The sequence below is a fragment of the Streptomyces chilikensis genome (assembly GCF_001642695.1).
In the GTDB taxonomy this organism is placed as follows: Bacteria; Actinomycetota; Actinomycetes; order Streptomycetales; family Streptomycetaceae; genus Streptomyces; species Streptomyces chilikensis.
In genome coordinates this window covers 893,146-911,938 of sequence record NZ_LWCC02000005.1, presented here as the reverse complement: position 1 = coordinate 911,938, position 18,793 = coordinate 893,146, and the positions used below count along the sequence as shown (strand labels likewise).

Here is an 18,793-nt window from a genome sequence, read left to right as displayed (position 1 = left end):
GGTCCGTCCTGGTACCTCACCGTTCACAGGACGGACACCACCGATGTGCCGGGAGGACCGGATGAAGAAGATCGTGTGGGCTCTCCCCGCCCTCGCCGCCGGGGTCGCGGCGGTGCGCAGGGCCCGTGGCCCCGCGGCCGGAGGAGCCGGGGACGACCGGCCGGGGAACCGGTGGCTGACCGTCACCGTCAACCGGCCGCCCGAGGAGGTGCGCCCCGGCGGGGAACTGCCGCCGCCGCTCCACCGCCACGCCGACCGCATCGACGTCGAGGTCCGCCCGGCGCCCGGTGACCGCGGCGCCGAGCTGGCGGTCCGCCTCAAGGAGCCGCCCTCCGCCCTCGCCACCTCCCTGCCGGGACGGCTGGGCGGACAGGACCCGCGCCAGGAGCTGCGGGTCGCCCTGCGGGAGGCCAAGTCCCTGCTGGAGACCGGCGAGGTGATGCAGCCGGACGCGCCGCCCACCACCCGCGGCACCCCGGGAGGAAAAGTGGTCGGACTGCTGGGCCGGAGGGCCGGCGGGGAGGGGGTGCTGTGAAGGCGCTCTGCTGGGAAGGCGTGAACAAGCTGGCCGTGGAGCAGGTCCCCGACCCGGAGCTGCGCAACGACCAGGACATGATCGTGCGGCTGCTGGCCGGCACGACCTGCGGCTCCGACCTGCACCTGATCGGCGGGTACATCCCCGCCATGCGGGCCGGGGACGTCATCGGCCACGAGTTCGTCGCCGAGGTCGTCGAGACCGGGCGCGGGGTGCGCCGCCACAAGCCGGGCGACCGGGTGGTGGTCTGTTCCTTCGTCGGCTGCGGACGCTGCTGGTACTGCGCCAACGACCTGTGGTCGCTGTGCGACAACACCAACACCAACCCGGGCTTCGGCCAGGCGCTCTTCGGCTACGAGACCGGCGGCATCTTCGGCTACTCGCACGCCATGGGCGGGCTGCGGGGCAGCCACGCCGAGTACGTGCGCGTCCCCTTCGCCGACCACGGGGCCTTCCCGGTCCCCGAGGGCGTCGACGACGTCAGCGCCCTGTTCGTCTCCGACTCGGTGCCGACCGGATGGATGGGCGCGGACCTCGGAGGGGTGAAACCGGGCGACGTGGTCGCCGTCTGGGGCTGCGGCGCGGTCGGGCAGATGGCCGCCCGCGCGGCCGCCCTCAAGGGTGCCGAGCGGGTGATCTCCATCGACCGCGTCCCTGAGCGGCTGGCCATGACGGAGCGGTACATCGGGTCCGAGGTCATCGACTACACCACCACCGACGTCGCCGCGGAGCTGCGCGAACGCACCGGCGGGCGGGGTCCGGACGTGTGCATCGAGGCGGTCGGGCAGGAGGCGCACAGCGACGGCGTCATGCACCTGTACGACAAGGCCAAGCAGCAGCTGCGGCTGCAGACCGACCGGCCCACGGCGGTGCGCCAGGCCGTCCACGCCTGCCGCAAGGGCGGCACGGTCTTCGTCCTGGGCGTCTTCGCGGGGCTGGTCGACAAGTTCCCGCTCGGCGCGATCGTCAACAAGGGCCTGACCCTGCGGGGCGCCCAGATGCACGGGCAGCGGTACATCCCGATGCTGCTGGAGAAGGTGGCCTCGGGGGAGGTGAGCACGGCGCACCTGGCGACGCACACCGTCGCGCTGGACGAGGCGGAGAAGGCGTACGACCTGTTCAAGCACAAGAAGGACGGCTGCGTCCGCGCCGTGATCCGCCCCTGACCCGGCAGTCCCTTACCCGGCGGCCCCGGCCCGCCGCGCCGACGGGGGCCGCCGGGCGGCGGGCGGAGGGCCGGTCAGCCGGCCGCGGCGAGCTCCGCCCGGCGGGCCATCGAGGAGGACGACTTCGGCCCGTGCGGCGGCGACGTCTACGCCCGCGGCCACATCCGGACCCTGGCGCGGGCGGTCGGCCTGGACCCGGCCCCGCTGATCGCGTCCTACGACAAGAGGCACGGCGGGCGCCCCGCGCCCACCCTGGCGGCGCCGATCTTCGAGGCGGAGCGCATCCGCCCCGAGAGGCGCGGACCGAACTGGACCGCGGCCATGGTCACCGCCATCGTCGCCGTGGTCGGCTTCGCCGGCTTCACCGCCTTCGGCGGGGACAGCGACGGAACCGACCGCGCCCAGGTCGCCGAGGGCCCCGAGGCCAGCGTCTCGGTGACCGAGGAGCCCACCCGGGAGCCCGCCGCGCCCGAGCCCGCCGAGAGCGCCATCGCCGCCGCGCCGCGCGACAAGGTCGTGGTGAAGGTGGGCGCGCCCGACGGGCGCAGCTGGATCTCCGCCAAGGACTCCAGCGGGCGGGTCCTGTGGGACGGCGTCCTGGAGGAGGGCGACTCCCGCACCTTCCAGGACGACACCCGCGTCGACCTGGTCCTCGGCAACGCCGGAGCCCTCGAGCTGCACGTCAACGGCGAGAAGATCGAGGACGACTTCCGGAACGGCCAGGTCGAGCGCCTGTCGTACACCAAGGGCGACCCGGCCGCCGGATGAGGCCGCCGCACAGCGGAAGCAGGGGCGCGCGCACACGGGGTTGGTCCGGCCGGGCCAACCCCGTCGGCGTGGGACCCCGAGGGAACGAAGTAGTCTAGAGCCCATGCCTGAACGCCGTACCGTCGCACTCGTCACCCTTGGCTGCGCCCGTAACGAGGTGGACTCGGAGGAGCTCGCAGGCCGCTTGGAGGCGGACGGCTGGGCCCTCGTGGAGAACGCCGAGGACGCGGACGTCGCCGTCGTCAACACCTGCGGCTTCGTCGAAGCCGCCAAGAAGGACTCCGTCGACGCCCTCCTCGAGGCCAACGACCTCAAGGGCCACGGCAGGACCCAGGCCGTCGTCGCCGTGGGCTGCATGGCCGAGCGGTACGGCAAGGACCTCGCCGAGGCGCTCCCCGAGGCCGACGGCGTCCTCGGCTTCGACGACTACGCCGACATCTCCGACCGGCTGCAGACCATCCTCTCCGGCGGCATCCACGCCGCCCACACCCCGCGGGACCGGCGCAAGCTGCTGCCCATCAGCCCCGCGGAACGACAGGCGGCCACCGACGTCGCACTGCCCGGGCACGGCGCCGACACCGCGCCCGCCCCCGCGGACCTCCCCGAGGGCGTGGCCCCGGCCTCCGGCCCCCGGGCCCCGCTGCGGCGCAGGCTGGACGGCTCCCCGGTGGCCTCCGTGAAGCTGGCCTCCGGCTGCGACCGGCGCTGCTCCTTCTGCGCCATCCCGTCCTTCCGCGGTTCCTTCATCTCCCGCCGCCCCGGCGACGTCCTCAACGAGACGCGCTGGCTGGCCGGGCAGGGGGTGAAGGAGGTCATGCTGGTCTCCGAGAACAACACCTCGTACGGCAAGGACCTGGGTGACATCCGCCTGCTGGAGACCCTGCTGCCCGAGCTGGCCGAGGTCGACGGCATCGAGCGGGTGCGGGTCAGCTACCTCCAGCCCGCCGAGATGCGGCCCGGCCTGATCGACGTGCTGACGTCCACGCCGGGCGTCGTGCCGTACTTCGACCTCTCGTTCCAGCACTCGGCGCCCGCCGTGCTGCGCGCCATGCGCCGCTTCGGCGACACCGACCGCTTCCTGGAACTGCTGGACACCATCCGCTCCAAGGCGCCCGAGGCCGGTGTGCGGTCCAACTTCATCGTCGGCTTCCCCGGCGAGAGCGAGGAGGACCTGGCCGAGCTGGAGCGTTTCCTCAACCACGCCCGTCTCGACGCCATCGGCGTTTTCGGGTACTCGGACGAGGAGGGCACCGAGGCCGCCGGGTACGACGGCAAGCTCGACGAGGACGTCGTCGCCGAGCGTCTGGCCCGGGTCTCCCGGCTGGCCGAGGAGCTCGTCTCCCAGCGCGCCGAGGAGCGCGTGGGTGAGACGGTCCGGGTGCTGGTGGAATCGGTGGACGAGGAGGACGGCGTGTACGGGCGAGCGGCGCACCAGGCGCCGGAGACCGACGGTCAGGTCCGGCTGACCGGGGCGGCCGGCCTGCGGGCCGGGCAGTTCGTCGAGGCGAAGGTGGTCGCGACCGAGGGCGTCGACCTGGTGGCCGAACCGCTGGGCGGTGCGGTGCCGGGTGCCTCGGCGTCCCCGGTGGGCAGCGCGGAGGCGACCGGATGACCGGCGTACCGGCGTCCGCGGCGGGCGCCTCGCCCGAGACGGAGGTCCTGATGGAGGAGCCCGTCGAGCCCCTGGGCGCCAGGCCGACGGCCAGAGGCGGGAAGATCGCGGCTGCCGCGGTCAACGAGGCGAGCCTGTGGAACGTGGCCAACCTGCTGACCATGTTCCGGCTGGTCCTGGTGCCCGGCTTCGTGGTGCTGATGATGGCCAAGGGCGGCTACGACCCCGCGTGGAGGTCCTTCGCCTGGGCGGCGTTCGCGGTGGCGATGTTCACCGACCTCTTCGACGGGCACCTGGCCCGCACGTACAACCTGGTCACCGACTTCGGCAAGATCGCCGACCCGATCGCCGACAAGGCGATCATGGGCGCGGCGCTGATCTGCCTGTCCTGGCTGGACGAGGTGCCGTGGTGGGTGACCGCGGTCATCCTGGGCCGGGAACTCGGCGTCACGGTGATCCGTTTCCTGGTCATCAGGTACGGCGTGATCCCGGCCAGCCGGGGCGGGAAGCTCAAGACGCTCACCCAGGGCATCGCCGTCGGCATGTACATCCTGGCGCTGACCGGCCCCCTGGCCACCCTGCGGTGGTGGGTGATGGCGCTGGCGGTGGTGCTCACCGTGGCCACCGGTCTGGACTACGTCCGTCAGGCGATCGTGCTGCGGCGGCGGGGAATCGCCGAGCGGCGTGCCGCGTTGAGGGGGAGCAAGGCATGACGTCCGCGGCCGCCGAGGCCGTCCTGATGCTCACCTACCGTGAGGAGACCGTCGCTGTCGCCGAGTCGCTCACGGGAGGACTGGTCGCGGCCGAGCTGACGGAGGTCCCGGGGTCCTCGAAGGCGTTCGTGGGTTCGGTGACGGCCTACGCCACCGAACTCAAGCACCGGCTGCTGGGCGTCGACGACCGGCTGCTCGCCGAGCACGGCGCGGTCGACGCGCAGGTGGCGCGGCAGATGGCGGAGGGCGTGCGGCGCGAGCTGGGCGCCGACTGGGGGATCGCCACCACCGGAGTGGCCGGCCCCGAGCCGCAGGACGGGCAGCCGGTCGGCACCGTCTTCGTCGCCGTCGCCGGTGGCGCGACGGACGGTGAGGATGTCTCCGCAGGCGGGAAAGTCCGCGCTCTGCGGTTGAACGGCACACGGGCGGAAATTCGTATGGAGAGTGTACGGAGCGTACTCGCACTGCTCCTGGAAGAGCTCCTCGACGCCGGAGGAGCGGGGCAGGCGGATCAACAGCAAGGAAACGAGCGGGCACAGGATACGGAACAGAACGGGGGGATCTGATGTTTGCAGCCCTGAGTGAACACGACATCGCTCCCCGCACGGCCGCGGCGCGAGGCGGTACGGTGGGGCGAGAAGGATGCGGCTACGCGGTCCGAGGAGGGAGCCACCGATGATTCTGCTCCGTCGCCTGCTGGGTGACGTGCTGCGTCGGCAGCGGCAGCGCCAGGGCCGCACTCTGCGCGAGGTCTCTTCGTCCGCCCGGGTCTCGCTCGGCTATCTGTCCGAGGTCGAGCGCGGGCAGAAGGAGGCGTCCTCCGAACTGCTCGCCGCCATCTGCGACGCGCTGGATGTGCGGATGTCCGAACTCATGCGGGAAGTGAGCGACGAGCTCGCCCTCGCCGAACTGGCCCGGTCCGCCGCCTCCACCGACTCCTCCGTACCGGCCCCGGTGCGCCCAATGCTGGGTTCCGTCTCCGTGACGGGCGTCTCCCCGGAGCGGGTCACCATCAAGGCGCCCGCAGAGGCCGTCGGCGTGGTCGCCGCCTGACCCGGGCGGTCCTGGGGCGACCGGACGGGAAACGGCCGGAACGAACGGCGAACAGCGGGGCGTATGCGCACGACGTGCGGATACGCCCCGTTTGCCGTGTCGTCGGGGTGCGGTCATGGTGGAGGGACACGTCGGCTGACGAGGAGCATCCCATGTACGTCGTCAAGAGCCCTTTGCCGGACGAGGACCTCAAGGTGGTCGCGGGAGCGCTGCAGGGCGCGCTGGTCGACCTGGTGGACCTGTCGCTGGTCGCCAAACAGGTCCACTGGAACGTGGTCGGCCCCCGGTTCCGGTCGCTGCACCTCCAGCTCGACGACGTGGTGACCAGTGCCCGGGCGCACTCCGACTCGGTGGCCGAGCGGGCCTCCGCGCTGGGAGTCCCGCCGGACGGGCGAGCGGCCACGGTGGCCTCCGGGTCCGGCGTCTCGACGGTGTCCGAGGGATGGATCAAGGACGGCGACGCGGTGCGGACCATGGTGGACGCGCTGGGAGCGGTCATCGGGCGGATGCGGGCCAGGGTCGAGGCGACGGAGAAGCCGGATCCGATCACGCAGGACCTGCTGATCGGGATCACCGCCGACCTGGAGAAGCACCACTGGATGTTCCAGGCGGAGAACGGGTAGGCCTCCGGTCCGGGCGGTGACGGCCGGATCGCCGGGCTCGCCGGTGCCGGGGCACGGCCGCGCGGGCGGAGCGGGAGGTACGTCATGGGCGCGGCGGTGAGAGTGGCGTTGTGCTTGCTGTGGTGGTGGGCGGCGCTCCGGCTCGCCCTCGCCCCACGGGCCTTCGGGGCGGTCGAGGCGGGCGTGGTGATCGCCGGGTGGAGCATCAGCCTGCTGCCGGTGCACTGTGTCGCCAAGGAGCGGGCGACGGGGGTGGTCGTCGCCACGGGGCGGTGGGTGCGGGCCCTGCGGGGACGCCGGGCGGAGGACGGGTGACGGCTCCTGCCGCGGTGGGGTGGAGCGGGTGCCGGGCGGTGGGGAGGGGCGCCGTGCGGCGGGGGCGCCGGCAGTGCCCCTGCGCTACGCCGTCGGCCCCGCCTGGCAGGCCGGGCACCAGTACGTCGGGCGGTCGTCCTGGTCGGCGACGCGCACGGGCGTGCCGCAGCGCAGGCACGGCCGCGACGCGCGGCCGTAGACGTAGAGGTTCTGCCCCGCCGGGCGCCCCGGCGGCACCGCCGGCCCCGTCGTACGGCGCTGGGACCGCTCCCGGTTGGCCACCAGCAGCCGCCGCGCCGTCCCCGGCAGCGCCGCCGCCCGGTCCGCGGGCAGCAGCCCGAACGGCAGCCAGGGCGTCACCCCGAGCAGGAAGCACAGCTCGCACTTGTACACATTGCCGATGCCGGCCAGGTTCCGCTGGTCCAGCAGGGCCTCGCCGAGCGGGCGCTCCGGGTCGCGGGCGAGACGGGCGAGGGCCCGCTCCGGATCCCAGTCGGGCCCCAGCAGATCCGGCCCCAGGTGCCCCACCGCGCGGTCCTCCTCGGCGGTCCGCATCAGCTCGAGCACCGGCAGCCGGTAGCCGACCGCGGTGTTCTCGGCGGTGCCCAGCACGGCACGGATCTGGTGCTGCGGCCCGGGCAGCCGGACCCCGGGACCGCCGCCCGGGAGGATCTTCCACGCGCCGTCCATCCGCAGGTGCGAGTGGAGGGTGAGGCCGCCCTCCAGCCGGGTCATCAGGTGCTTGCCGCGGGGGACGACCTCCAGCACGCCGCGTCCGGTCAGGTCGGAGGTGGCGAACCGGGGCACCCGCAGGTCGCTGCGGGTCAGCACCCGGCCCGCGAGCGCCTCGTGCAGCCGCTTCGCGGTGAGCCATACGGTGTCGCCTTCGGGCATGCCTCAAGGGTGCCCCAGCGGGAGCGTCCCAAGGCGGGGCGGTCCGGGCGCGCGCCTTGAGGAGGGCGCCCGGTGCGTGCGGCGCGAGGCCGCGCCGGGGAGGCGCGCCCCTCACGGCGGTGTGGCGCCGCGGCGTGCCGTGGGGCAGGGGGCCTCGGTGCGCTGCGGTGCGCTGCGGTGCGCTGCGGTGCGCTGCGGCGCGCGACGGCGCGCGGTGGGGTCGGGCGGTGCGAGGCGGTGGGGCTGAACGGTGCCGAGGCGGTGTGACCGGGCGCGGGCCTGCCGAGGTGCCGCCCGGACCCGGTCCGCCGTCAGGCCCGCATGCGCAGGCCCCGCGGCGTGGCGACGAAGCCGGCCTCCTCCAGGGACGGGCCGAGCGGTGCGCCCAGCGCCGGTTCGCCGTTGATCCGCTCGACGGTGACCGTGCCCAGCGAGCCGGAACGGGCGGCCTCGGCGAGCGCGTCGGCGGCCTCCCGCAGCCGGGGGTCGCGGTCGGCGGGGAGATCCGGCTCCGCGGGCCAGGCCAGGAGCGTCTTGCCGCCGCGCTCCATGTAGAGCACCAGCTCACCGTCGACCAGGACCACCAGGGAGCCCGCCTTGCGGCCCGGCTTGTGCCCCGCGCCGCCCGGCGGCTCGGGCCAGCCGAGGGCCGCGCCGTAGGCGTTGGCGGGGTCCGCCGCGGCCAGCACCACGGCGCGGGAGCCGCCCGCGTCGCGTCGGCCGCCGGGCCGGTCGGAGGGGCGGCCCCCGTACCGCCCGGGCCCGCCGGACGGGTTTGCGATCGGCGCGGGGCCCCAGGGCTCGGGGAAGCCGCTCCCGCCATCCCCGCCGCTTCCACCGCCCCCGGGCACCGTGCCGCTCCACGGGTCGGCGGCGGGCTGGACCGCCTCACCCCGCTCCCGGGCGTTGGCGGTGGCGCGCAGGCGGTCGACGGCGCCCTCCATCGCGAACTGGGCGGCGCCCAGCCCTTCCACCACGTAGCCGCGCCGGGCCTGGCCGGTCTCCTCCAGGGCCGCCAGCACCCGGTAGACGGCGGAGAAGCCGCCCTCGACCCCTTCCGCGCCGACCGCGCCCCTGGTCACCACGCCGTGCCGGTCCAGCAGCGCGCGGGCGAGGGCGGTGGCCCGGACCGTGGGTTCGCCCTCCCGCTCGGGCAGCAGCGACCAGCGGCCGGCCACCGTCGGCGGACCGGAGCGCGAGGCGGGGCGGCGGGCCGAGGCGGTGAGGCCGCCGTACCGGCCGCGCGGCACCGCCCGCTTGGCGCGGTGGGCGGTGGAACCCGCCGTCCGCCCCGAGCCGAGCAGGGAACGCATCGGTCCCAGGGTGTCGTTGGTGAGCCGGCCCGACCACGCCAGGTCCCACAGCGCGTCGGCGAGCTCCGGATCGCCGGCGTCCGGATGGGTGGTGGCCCGGACCTGGTCGGCGATCTGCCGGAAGAACAGGCCGTAGCCCCCCGAGAGGGACGCCAGCACCGACTCGTGCAGGGCGGTGAGTTCCAGCGGGTGCGCGGGCGGCAGCAGCAGGGGTGCGGTGTCGGCGAGGTAGAGGGAGACCCAGCCGTCCTTGCCGGGCAGCGAGCCGGCGCCCGCCCAGACCACCTCGCCCGCCGCCGTCAGCTCGTCGAGCATCGCCGGGGTGTAGCCGACGACGCGGGACGGCAGGACGAGCTTCTCCAGCGCCGAGGCGGGCACCGAGGCCCCTTGCAGCTGCTCGACCGCCCGCACCAGGCCGTCGACGCCACGCAGGGCGTGCCCCCTGCCGATGTGCTGCCACTGCGGGAGGAACTGGGCGAGGGCCGCGGGCGGCGCCGGCTCGAGCTCCTCGCGCAGCGCGGCCAACGAGCGGCGCCGCAACCGCCGCAGGACCGTGGCGTCGCACCACTCCTGGCCGATGCCCGCCGGGTGGAACTCGCCCTCGACCACCCGGCCGCCCGCCGCCAGACGGCGCAGGGCGCCCTCGGTGACGGCGACGCCCAGCCCGAAGCGGGCGGCGACGACGGCCGAGGTGAAGGGGCCGTGGGTGCGGGCGTAGCGGGCGAGCAGGTCACCCAACGGGTCCTTGACGGGCTCGGTGAACGCCTCGGGGACGCCCACCGGCAGGGCCGTCCCCAGGGCGTCGCGCAGCCGGCCCGCGTCCTCGACCGCGGCCCAGTGGCCGGTGCCCGCGATCCGTACGCTGATCGCGCGGCGGGCGGAGGCCAGCTCCCCGGCCCAGCCCGGTTCGGCGCCCCGCTCGGCCAGCTCCGCCTCGGTGAGCGGGCCCAGCAGCCGCAGGAGGTCGGCCACACCCTCCGCGTCCTTCACCCGGCGGTCCTCGGTGAGCCACTGCAGCTCCCGCTCCAGCTCGGTGAGCACCTCCGCGTCGAGCAGTTCGCGCAGCTCGGCCTGGCCGAGCAGTTCGGCCAGCAGCCGGGAGTCCAGGGACAGCGCCGCGGCCCGGCGCTCGGCGAGCGGGGAGTCGCCCTCGTAGAGGAACTGGGCGACGTAACCGAAGAGCAGGGAGCGGGCGAACGGCGAGGGCTCGGGAGTGGTCACCTCGACCAGGCGGACCCTGCGGGACTCGATGTCGCCCATCAGCTCGGTCAGGCCGGGCACGTCGAACACGTCCTGCAGACACTCCCGGATCGCCTCGAGCACGATCGGGAAGGAGCCGAACTCGCTCGCCACCTGCAGCAGCTGGGACGCCCGCTGGCGCTGCTGCCACAGCGGCGTGCGCCTGCCGGGGTTGCGGCGGGGCAGCAGCAGGGCGCGCGCCGCGCACTCTCGGAACCGGGAGGCGAACAGCGCGGAGCCGCCCACCTGGTCGGTGACCAGCTGGGAGACCTCGCCCTTGTCGAAGGCGACGTCGGCCGCACCCACCGGCGCCTTCTCGCCGTCGTACTCCGTCCCCGCCCGCGAGGGCTCCTGGTCCATGAGGTCCAGCCCCATCAGGTCCGCGTCCGGCAGGCGCAGCACGATGCCGTCGTCGGCGTGCATCACCTGGGCGTCCATGCCGTACCGCTCGGCCAGGCGGGCGGACAGGGCGAGCGCCCAGGGGGCGTGCACCTGCGCGCCGAAGGGGGAGTGGACGACGACCCGCCAGTCGCCGAGCTCGTCGCGGAAGCGCTCCACCACGATGGTGCGGTCGTCCGGGACGTGGCCGCAGGCCTGGCGCTGCTCGGTGAGGTAGGCGATGACGTTGTCCGCCGCCCAGGCGTCCAGGCCCGCGGCGAGCAGCCGCAGCCGGGCGTCCTCCTCGGAGAGCGAGCCGACCTCGCGGAGGAACGCGCCGACCGCGCGGCCCAGTTCGAGCGGGCGGCCGAGCTGGTCGCCCTTCCAGAACGGCAGCCGTCCCGGCACGCCCGGCGCGGGGGAGACCAGCACCCGGTCCCGGGTGATGTCCTCGATCCGCCAGGAACTGGTGCCCAGCGTGAACACGTCGCCCACACGGGACTCGTAGACCATCTCCTCGTCGAGCTCGCCGACCCGGCCGCCGCCCTTCTTCGGGTCGGAGCCCGCCAGGAACACGCCGAACAGTCCGCGGTCGGGGATGGTGCCGCCCGAGGTGACGGCCAGCCGCTGGGCGCCGGGCCGTCCGGTGACCGTGCCGGTCACCCGGTCCCACACCAGGCGGGGCCGCAGCTCGGCGAAGGCGTCGGAGGGGTAGCGGCCGGCCAGCATGTCGAGGACGCCGGTGAACGCCGACTCCGGCAGCGAGGCGAACGGCGCGGCCCGGCGGACCACCGCCAGCAACTCGTCCACCTGCCAGCCGTCCACCGCGGTCATCGCCACGATCTGCTGCGCCAGCACGTCCAGCGGATTGGCGGGCACGCGCAGCGACTCGATCGCGCCGGTGCGCATGCGCTCCGTCACCACGGCGGCCTGCACCAGGTCGCCGCGGTACTTGGGGAACACCACACCCGTGGAGACCGCGCCCACCTGGTGGCCGGCGCGGCCCACGCGCTGCAGGCCGGAGGCGACCGACGGGGGTGACTCGACCTGGACGACCAGGTCCACGGCGCCCATGTCGATGCCCAGTTCCAGGCTGGAGGTGGCGACCACGGCGGGCAGGCGGCCCGCCTTCAGGTCCTCCTCGACCTGGGCGCGCTGCTCCTTGGAGACCGAGCCGTGGTGCGCCCGCGCGATCACCGGGGGAGCGCCCTGGGCCGCGCCGGATCCCCCCATCAGCTCGGCCGGGGAGTGCTGCTCGGGCAGCGGCTCCCCGGTGGCGCGCTCGTGGGCGATCTCGTTGAGCCGGTTGCACAGGCGCTCCGCCAGGCGGCGGGAGTTGGCGAAGACGATGGTCGAGCGGTGCGACTGCACCAGGTCCGCGATGCGCTCCTCGACGGAGGGCCAGATCGACGGCCGCTCGCCGTCCTTGCCGGCGTCCGAGGCGGGGGAGCCGCCCAGCTCGCCCATGTCCTCCACGGGAACGACGACCGACAGGTCGAACTCCTTCCCGGACGGCGGCTGCACGATCTCCACCCGGCGCTGCGGCGACAGGTAGCGGGCCACCTCGTCGACCGGACGGACCGTGGCCGACAGGCCGATCCGGCGGGCCGGGCGGGGCAGCAGCTCGTCCAGCCGCTCCAGGGAGAGGGCCAGGTGGGCGCCGCGCTTGGTGCCGGCCACCGCGTGCACCTCGTCGAGGATCACCGTCTCGACGCCGGTCAGGGCCTCCCGGGTGGCGGAGGTCAGCATCAGGAAGAGGGACTCGGGGGTGGTGATCAGGATGTCCGGCGGCCGGTTGGCCAGCGACCGGCGCTCGGCGGCGGGAGTGTCACCCGAACGGATGCCCACCCGGACCTCGGGCTCGGGCAGACCGAGACGGACGGCCTCCTGGCGGATGCCGGTCAGCGGGCTGCGCAGGTTGCGCTCCACGTCCACCGCCAGGGCCTTCAGCGGCGACACGTAGAGCACCCGGCAGCGCTTCTTCGGCTCGGCGGGCGGCGGCGTGGACGTCAGCTGGTCCAGGGCGGCGAGGAAGGCGGCCAGGGTCTTGCCGGAGCCGGTGGGCGCCACCACCAGCACGTCGGACCCCTCGCCGATGGCCTGCCAGGCGCCGGCCTGGGCGGAGGTGGGCGCGGCGAAGGCGCCCGTGAACCAGCCGCGGGTCGCGGGGGAGAAGCCCGCCAGGGCGGGGTGGGGGGTGCCGGCCATGGAACCATCGTGCACCTCGGCACCGACAGTCGCCGCCCGCCTGCCCGAATATCGAACAGATCGGCCCGCTCGCGGCACACCTGCCTAGGCTGCGGGCGTGGCACACGAGACAGCACATACGGAACGGCCCGAGCCCGGGGACACCGGCGGCGGCAAGCCCGACGCGGCGGTGGTCCGCGACGCCCTCGGGGTGGGCGTCGCCGTGGGACTGTCCGGCTTCGCCTTCGGAGTGACCTCCGCGGGCGCCGGGCTCACCCTGCTGCAGACGTGCATGACCAGCCTCCTCATCTTCACCGGCGCCTCGCAGTTCGCCCTGGTGGGCGCGCTGGCCGCCGGCGGCAACCCGTTCACGGCGGCGGCCGGGGCCTTCTTCCTGGGGATCCGGAACGCCTTCTACGGGCTGCGGCTGTCACAGCTGCTGGCGCTGCGCGGGCCGGTGCGGCCGGCGGCGGCCCAGTGGGTGATCGACGAGACCACGGCGGTGGCCCTGGCGCAGCCGACGCGGCGGGCCGCGAGGATCGGCTTCACCGTCACCGGCGTCACCCTCTACCTGCTGTGGAACCTGACCACGCTGCTCGGCGCGCTCGGCGCGGAGGCGATCGGCGACACCGAGGCGTGGGGGCTGGACGCCGCGGGGCCGGCCGTCTTCCTGGCCCTGCTGGCGCCGATGCTGCGCGGCACCGTGGAACGGGCGACCGCCGCGCTCGCGGTGGTCCTCGGCCTGGGCCTGCTGCCGGTGCTGCCGGCGGGGGTGCCGGTGCTGGTGGCGGCGCTGGCGGCGCCGGCCGTGCTGTACGTGCGGGGGCGGCGGGACTCCGGCCGCGTGCGCCGGTCCGAGAGCCGCGGGAACGAGGAGGAGCAGCGGTGAACGTCTGGATCGCGATCGGGGTGACGGCGGTCGGGTGCTACGCCGTGAAGCTCGCGGGGCTGCTGGTGCCGGGCTCCGTGCTGGAGCGGCCGCTGGTGCGGCGGCTGGCGGCGCTGCTTCCGGTGGCGTTGCTGGCGGCGCTGACGGCGCAGCAGACCTTCGGCGACGGGCGCGAGCTGGTGCTCGACGCCAGGGTGCTGGGCGTGGGCGCCGCGGGGGTGGCCCTGGCGCTGCGGGCGCCGTTCCTCGTGGTGGTCGGCGTCGCGGTGGCCGTGACGGCCGGGGTCCGCGCACTGCTCTGACGTCCGGGGCGGATACTGGACACATGCGGTTGACGGTCTTCTGGCAGCGGATGGCGGATCACTTCGGTCCCGGGTACGCCGACTCCTTCGCGCGCGACCATGTGATGACGGAACTCGGCGGCCGGACCGTCCACCAGGCGCTGGACGCCGGCTGGGAGGCGAAGGACGTGTGGCGGGCGGTCTGTACCGCCATGAACGTCCCGCCCGAGCGGCGGTGAACCGCGGGAAGGCGGCCGAACCCTCTCGAGGTGGGCGAGACTTGACCTGTGACAGGGCCTGAGGGGACAGAGAACGACGGGGAGCGGGACGCGGCACCGGCCGCCGGCGGCGAAGCGGCGCCGGCGCGGCGGGACGCGGTGCCGCCCCCCACGCACGTGCCGCGGGGCGCCAGCGAGGTGACGGCGGCGGAGGCGGCGGCCGCCGCGGGCGCGTCGTCCCCCGCCGCCCGGATGCCGGGCTGGCTGCCGCGCGCCATGGTGCTCGCCCTCTCGCTGGTCGCCGTGTTCCAGCTGGGGAGCTGGGCCTTCCACCGGCTGACCGGTCTGCTGATCAACGTGCTGATCGCCTTCTTTCTGGCGCTGGCCATCGAGCCCGCGGTCAGCTGGATGGCGTCCCGCGGCATACGGCGCGGCGTCGCCGCGTTCCTGGTGTTCCTCGGCGCGGTGGCCGGGGCGGCCGGCATCGTCACCCTGATGAGCTCGATGCTCGCCGACCAGATCGTGCGGATCATCGACGGCTTCCCGGCCTACCTGGACTCGGTGATCAACTGGATCAACGACCACTTCGACACCGAGCTGCGCCGGGTGGACATCCAGGAGAGCCTGCTCAGCTCGGACTGGCTGCGCAACTACGTGGAGAACAGCGCCAGCGGGGTGCTGGACGTGTCGGCGCAGGTCCTCGGCGGCCTGTTCCAGCTGCTGACCGTCGCGCTGTTCTCGTTCTACTTCGCCGCGGACGGGCCCCGGCTGCGGCGCGCCCTCTGCTCGGTGCTGCCGCCGGCCAAGCAGGCGGAGGTGCTGCGGGCCTGGGAGATCGCGGTCGACAAGACCGGCGGCTACATCTACTCGCGCGGCCTGATGGCGTTGATCTCGGGCCTGGCCCACTACGTGCTGCTGCAGTTCCTCGACGTGCCCTACGCGCCGGTGCTGGCGGTCTGGGTGGGAGTGGTGTCGCAGTTCATCCCCACCATCGGCACCTACCTGGCGGGTGCGCTGCCGATGCTGATCGCCTTCACCGTCAACCCGTGGTACGCGCTGTGGGTGCTGATCTTCGTGGTGGTGTACCAGCAGTTCGAGAACTACCTGCTGCAGCCCAAGCTGACCGCGCGGACGGTGGATATCCACCCCGCGGTCGCCTTCGGCTCGGTGATCGCCGGGACCGCGCTGCTGGGCGCGGTGGGCGCGCTCATCGCGATCCCGGCCGTCGCCACCCTCCAGGCGTTCCTCGGCGCCTATGTGAAGCGGTACGACGTGACGGACGATCCGCGGGTGCACGGTCACCGGCGGGGAGCGGCGGACGCGGCCGCCCGGGGGCTGTTCCGCCGGGCCCGGCGGCTCTGGCGTAGTTCCCGGTCGTGAACCCGGCGTGATTTGACACAAAAATCGAACAGCCGTTCTCATGGGGTCGCCGGTGGTGCCCGGGCATCCGCCTCACAAAGGTACTTATGTACGGTTTGAGGAGGGATGCCCTCGAGTTTTCCACAGGGTGGACGGGCGTCGGGGCACGTTGTCAGTGGCAGGCGTTAGCGTTTTTGACGTGAAGCGATCGACTCAAGCAAACCGGGTGGAACCCATGGCAGGAACCGACCGCGAGAAGGCGCTGGAGACAGCCCTCGCGCAGATTGAACGGCAATTCGGCAAGGGCGCGGTCATGCGCATGGGTGACCGCACCCAGGAGGCCATCGAGGTCATCCCGACCGGCTCGACCGCCCTGGACGTGGCGCTCGGCGTCGGCGGTCTGCCGCGCGGCCGGGTGGTGGAGATCTACGGCCCGGAGTCCTCCGGCAAGACCACGCTGACCCTGCACGCCGTGGCCAACGCGCAGAAGGCCGGCGGCCAGGTCGCGTTCGTGGACGCGGAGCACGCCCTCGACCCCGAGTACGCGCGCAAGCTCGGCGTGGACGTGGACAACCTGATCCTCTCGCAGCCGGACAACGGCGAGCAGGCGCTGGAGATCGTGGACATGCTGGTCCGCTCCGGCGCGCTCGACCTGATCGTCATCGACTCCGTCGCGGCGCTGGTCCCGCGCGCGGAGATCGAGGGCGAGATGGGCGACAGCCACGTGGGTCTGCAGGCCCGCCTGATGAGCCAGGCGCTGCGGAAGATCACCAGCGCGCTCAACCAGTCCAAGACCACGGCCATCTTCATCAACCAGCTCCGCGAGAAGATCGGCGTGATGTTCGGCTCCCCGGAGACCACGACCGGTGGCCGGGCGCTGAAGTTCTACGCCTCGGTGCGCATCGACATCCGCCGCATCGAGACCCTGAAGGACGGCACGGACGCGGTCGGCAACCGCACCCGCTGCAAGGTGGTCAAGAACAAGGTGGCCCCGCCGTTCAAGCAGGCGGAGTTCGACATCCTCTACGGCCAGGGCATCAGCCGCGAGGGCGGCCTGATCGACATGGGCGTGGAGCACGGCTTCGTCCGCAAGGCCGGCGCCTGGTACACGTACGAGGGCGACCAGCTCGGCCAAGGCAAGGAGAACGCCCGCAACTTCCTCAAGGACAACCCCGCCCTGGCGGAGGAGATCGAGCGGAAGATCAAGACCAAGCTCGGCGTCATCAAGCCGACGGAGGAGGAGGCGGCCGCGACCGCCGCCGCCACCGAGTCGGCCGACGGTGAGGGCGCGGACGCCGCCAAGGCCGTCCCGGCCCCCGCCACCCGGGCCACCAAGGCCAAGGCCGCGGCGGCCAAGGGCTGATCCGTGACGCGCCGAACCGAATGGGCCGGGGAGTCCGGCCCCGGCGACGAGGCCGGTCCCCCCGGTCCGGACCGTCGCTCCGGTCGCGGCAGTCGCGAGAGCCGCGGGACGCGCGGCGAGCAGGTCGATCGCATCGCTCACGACGGTGACCGCGGGGATCCGGCCGAGCGGGCGCGGGGCATCTGCCTGCGCCTGCTCACCGGGTCCCCGCGGACCCGCAAGCAGCTTGCCGACGCCCTGCGCAAGCGGGAGATCCCGGACGAGGTCGCCGACGAGGTGCTCACCCGGTTCGAAGAGGTGGGCCTGATCGACGACGGCGCCTTCGCCGACGCCTGGGTGGAGTCCCGGCACCACGGCCGGGGCCTGGCCCGGCGCGCCCTCGCCCGCGAGCTGCGGACCAAGGGCGTGGACACCTCCCTCATCGAGGAGGCGGTCTCCCAGCTCGACAGCGACCAGGAGGAGGCGACGGCCCGCGACCTGGTCGAGCGGAAACTGCGCTCCACCCGGGGGCTCGACCGCGACAAGCGCATGCGCCGCCTCGCGGGGATGCTGGCCCGCAAGGGCTACCCGGAGGGCATGGCGCTCAGGGTGGTCCGCGAGGCGCTCGAGGCGGAGGGCCAGGACATCGAGCCCGAGGAGTTCCCCGGGCTCACGGGGGACGACGCCTACTGACGCGCGCGGCGCGGGCGCGGCCCGATGCGGGGCACCGCGGACCGGCGCCGCACGCCCGGTTGATAGGCAAGTGGTTACTTGCCTATGGTGGGGGTGTGGCCGACGACCTGTTCAAAGCCCTGGCCGACTCCACCCGTCGCACCATTCTCGACGAGCTCGCGGAGAAGTCCGGTCAGACGCTGTTCGAAATCTGCTCCCGGCTGAGCATGAAGCACCAGCTCGGCATCTCACGCCAGGCCGTCTCCCAGCACCTCGCCGTGCTGGAGGCCGCGGGGCTCGTCGAGACCAGGCGGGAAGGCCGCTACAAGTTCCATGACCTGAACACGGCTCCGCTACGGCAGATCACCGCACGGTGGCTCGTGCGCGACACCTCCGGCCCAGAGGAGAACAGCTCATGAAGATCCACCTCACCAGCGTCTTCGTGGACGACCAGGCCAAGGCCGAACACTTCTACACCCAGGTCCTCGGCTTCGTGAAGAAGCACGACGTCCCGGTCGGGGGCACGGACCGGTGGCTGACCGTCGTCTCCCCCGACGAGCCCGGCGGCACGGAACTCCTCCTCGAACCCGCCGGCCACCCTGCCGCCAGGGCCTACCGCGACGCGCTCGTCGAGGACGGCATCCCGCTCGCCCAGTTCGCCGTCGAGGACGTGAGGGCGGAGTACGAGCGCCTGCGGGGGCACGGCGTCCGCTTCACCCAGGAGCCCCTGGAGATGGGCCCCGTCACCACCGCCGTCTTCGACGACACCTGCGGCAACCTGATCCAGATCGCCACCGAGCCGCGGTAGGAGCGCGGCCCTTCGTCCCCGCACCGGCCCCGGGCCACCGCGCGGATCACCGGCGGGGCGTCGGAGCGCTGCCCGGCGGGTGCGCGCCCGGGGCCGGCGGTGCGGCGAGCGGGGCGGCGCGGATCCGACGGCCCGGTGCGAAGCTGCCGCCGGCAGCCGCGACGCCTCGGCGCCACAACCGGCGAGGACGCGCGGCCACCGCTCGTGCACGGGACCCGGCACGCTGTCCGGAGGCATCGCCCCGGCCATGGCGGCAGCGCGCGAACGCCCGCCGGCGGCGGGCACGCCGGAGCCGGTGCGTACGGAGCGGCCGGGTGCGACCGGCCCGGTCGGGGCGATCGCGGGCACGGGCGTCCCGGGAGGGAGCGCCCCGCGGGCCGCGGCCGGCCGCACGAGGCCGGCACCGGTCAGGAACGCGCCCCCGCGCG

General features: G+C 74.0%; 18 protein-coding genes and 1 pseudogene. 17 read left to right on the top strand and 2 right to left on the bottom strand.

Translation table 11 applies throughout. The features are described from left to right. Positions 1 to 61: 61 nt before the first annotated feature. From A2U95_RS04160 to A2U95_RS04120, 9 genes and pseudogenes are all read left to right on the top strand, one after another. Positions 62 to 535, top strand: coding sequence for a hypothetical protein (locus A2U95_RS04160; RefSeq protein WP_166020872.1), 474 nt, complete (start codon positions 62 to 64; stop codon positions 533 to 535). Beyond that, a complete protein-coding gene (locus tag A2U95_RS04155; RefSeq protein WP_166020871.1) occupies positions 532 to 1,701 on the top strand; it encodes a zinc-dependent alcohol dehydrogenase in 1,170 nt (389 codons plus the stop codon). The genes A2U95_RS04160 and A2U95_RS04155 overlap by 4 nt, the downstream gene beginning before the upstream one ends. A gap of 105 nt (positions 1,702 to 1,806) precedes the next feature. Continuing rightward, positions 1,807 to 2,469 (top strand): annotated as a pseudogene (locus A2U95_RS04150) (helix-turn-helix domain-containing protein); the annotation flags it as partial. Between the two features lie 103 nt (positions 2,470 to 2,572). Then, complete coding sequence (gene rimO, locus A2U95_RS04145; protein WP_166020870.1) at positions 2,573 to 4,081, top strand: 30S ribosomal protein S12 methylthiotransferase RimO; 1,509 nt, start codon at positions 2,573 to 2,575, stop codon at positions 4,079 to 4,081. 50 nt (positions 4,082 to 4,131) lie between these two features. Continuing rightward, on the top strand, positions 4,132 to 4,794 hold the full coding sequence (pgsA, locus tag A2U95_RS04140) for a CDP-diacylglycerol--glycerol-3-phosphate 3-phosphatidyltransferase (protein WP_240957416.1): 663 nt from the start codon (positions 4,132 to 4,134) through the stop codon (positions 4,792 to 4,794). Then, entirely contained in the window at positions 4,791 to 5,360 is a 570-nt protein-coding gene (locus tag A2U95_RS04135) for a CinA family protein (protein ID WP_166020868.1), read from the top strand. The genes pgsA and A2U95_RS04135 overlap by 4 nt, the downstream gene beginning before the upstream one ends. A 109-nt stretch (positions 5,361 to 5,469) precedes the next feature. Further along, positions 5,470 to 5,847: a helix-turn-helix domain-containing protein gene (locus A2U95_RS04130; protein ID WP_166020867.1), complete on the top strand. Its 378-nt coding sequence runs from the start codon at positions 5,470 to 5,472 to the stop codon at positions 5,845 to 5,847. Positions 5,848 to 5,999: 152 nt separating this feature from the next. Further along, on the top strand, positions 6,000 to 6,470 hold the full coding sequence (locus A2U95_RS04125) for a Dps family protein (RefSeq protein ID WP_166020866.1): 471 nt from the start codon (positions 6,000 to 6,002) through the stop codon (positions 6,468 to 6,470). Between the two features lie 84 nt (positions 6,471 to 6,554). Next, the gene (locus tag A2U95_RS04120) at positions 6,555 to 6,785 is read left to right on the top strand and encodes a hypothetical protein (protein WP_166020865.1); all 231 of its coding nucleotides are present in this window, start codon (positions 6,555 to 6,557) and stop codon (positions 6,783 to 6,785) included. 84 nt (positions 6,786 to 6,869) lie between these two features. On the opposite strand, the gene A2U95_RS04115 is transcribed toward A2U95_RS04120, so the two are convergent. Next, a complete protein-coding gene (locus A2U95_RS04115) occupies positions 6,870 to 7,679 on the bottom strand; it encodes an Fpg/Nei family DNA glycosylase (protein WP_166020864.1) in 810 nt (269 codons plus the stop codon). Between the two features lie 311 nt (positions 7,680 to 7,990). Then, a complete protein-coding gene (locus tag A2U95_RS04110; protein WP_166020863.1) occupies positions 7,991 to 12,817 on the bottom strand; it encodes an ATP-dependent helicase in 4,827 nt (1,608 codons plus the stop codon). Positions 12,818 to 12,914: 97 nt separating this feature from the next. On the opposite strand from A2U95_RS04110, the gene A2U95_RS04105 reads away from it, so the two are divergent. The 8 genes from A2U95_RS04105 to A2U95_RS04070 all read left to right on the top strand — a co-directional run bounded on the left by A2U95_RS04105 (position 12,915) and on the right by A2U95_RS04070 (position 18,365). Beyond that, entirely contained in the window at positions 12,915 to 13,685 is a 771-nt protein-coding gene (locus A2U95_RS04105) for an AzlC family ABC transporter permease (RefSeq protein WP_166020862.1), read from the top strand. Then, the gene (locus A2U95_RS04100; protein WP_166020861.1) at positions 13,682 to 13,987 is read left to right on the top strand and encodes an AzlD domain-containing protein; all 306 of its coding nucleotides are present in this window, start codon (positions 13,682 to 13,684) and stop codon (positions 13,985 to 13,987) included. Before A2U95_RS04105 ends, A2U95_RS04100 begins: the two co-directional genes overlap by 4 nt. Positions 13,988 to 14,010: 23 nt before the next feature. Next, on the top strand, positions 14,011 to 14,205 hold the full coding sequence (locus tag A2U95_RS04095; protein ID WP_166020860.1) for a DUF3046 domain-containing protein: 195 nt from the start codon (positions 14,011 to 14,013) through the stop codon (positions 14,203 to 14,205). A gap of 231 nt (positions 14,206 to 14,436) precedes the next feature. Continuing rightward, positions 14,437 to 15,564 (top strand): AI-2E family transporter, encoded by a 1,128-nt coding sequence (locus A2U95_RS04090; RefSeq protein WP_206282942.1) that lies wholly within the window; start codon positions 14,437 to 14,439, stop codon positions 15,562 to 15,564. A gap of 214 nt (positions 15,565 to 15,778) precedes the next feature. Beyond that, positions 15,779 to 16,906, top strand: coding sequence for a recombinase RecA (gene recA / locus A2U95_RS04085; protein WP_166020858.1), 1,128 nt, complete (start codon positions 15,779 to 15,781; stop codon positions 16,904 to 16,906). A gap of 3 nt (positions 16,907 to 16,909) precedes the next feature. Beyond that, a complete protein-coding gene (gene recX / locus A2U95_RS04080; protein WP_166020857.1) occupies positions 16,910 to 17,578 on the top strand; it encodes a recombination regulator RecX in 669 nt (222 codons plus the stop codon). A gap of 95 nt (positions 17,579 to 17,673) precedes the next feature. Further along, the gene (locus A2U95_RS04075; RefSeq protein WP_166020856.1) at positions 17,674 to 17,976 is read left to right on the top strand and encodes an ArsR/SmtB family transcription factor; all 303 of its coding nucleotides are present in this window, start codon (positions 17,674 to 17,676) and stop codon (positions 17,974 to 17,976) included. Continuing rightward, the gene (locus A2U95_RS04070; RefSeq protein ID WP_166020855.1) at positions 17,973 to 18,365 is read left to right on the top strand and encodes a VOC family protein; all 393 of its coding nucleotides are present in this window, start codon (positions 17,973 to 17,975) and stop codon (positions 18,363 to 18,365) included. The genes A2U95_RS04075 and A2U95_RS04070 overlap by 4 nt, the downstream gene beginning before the upstream one ends. Positions 18,366 to 18,793: the final 428 nt, after the last annotated feature.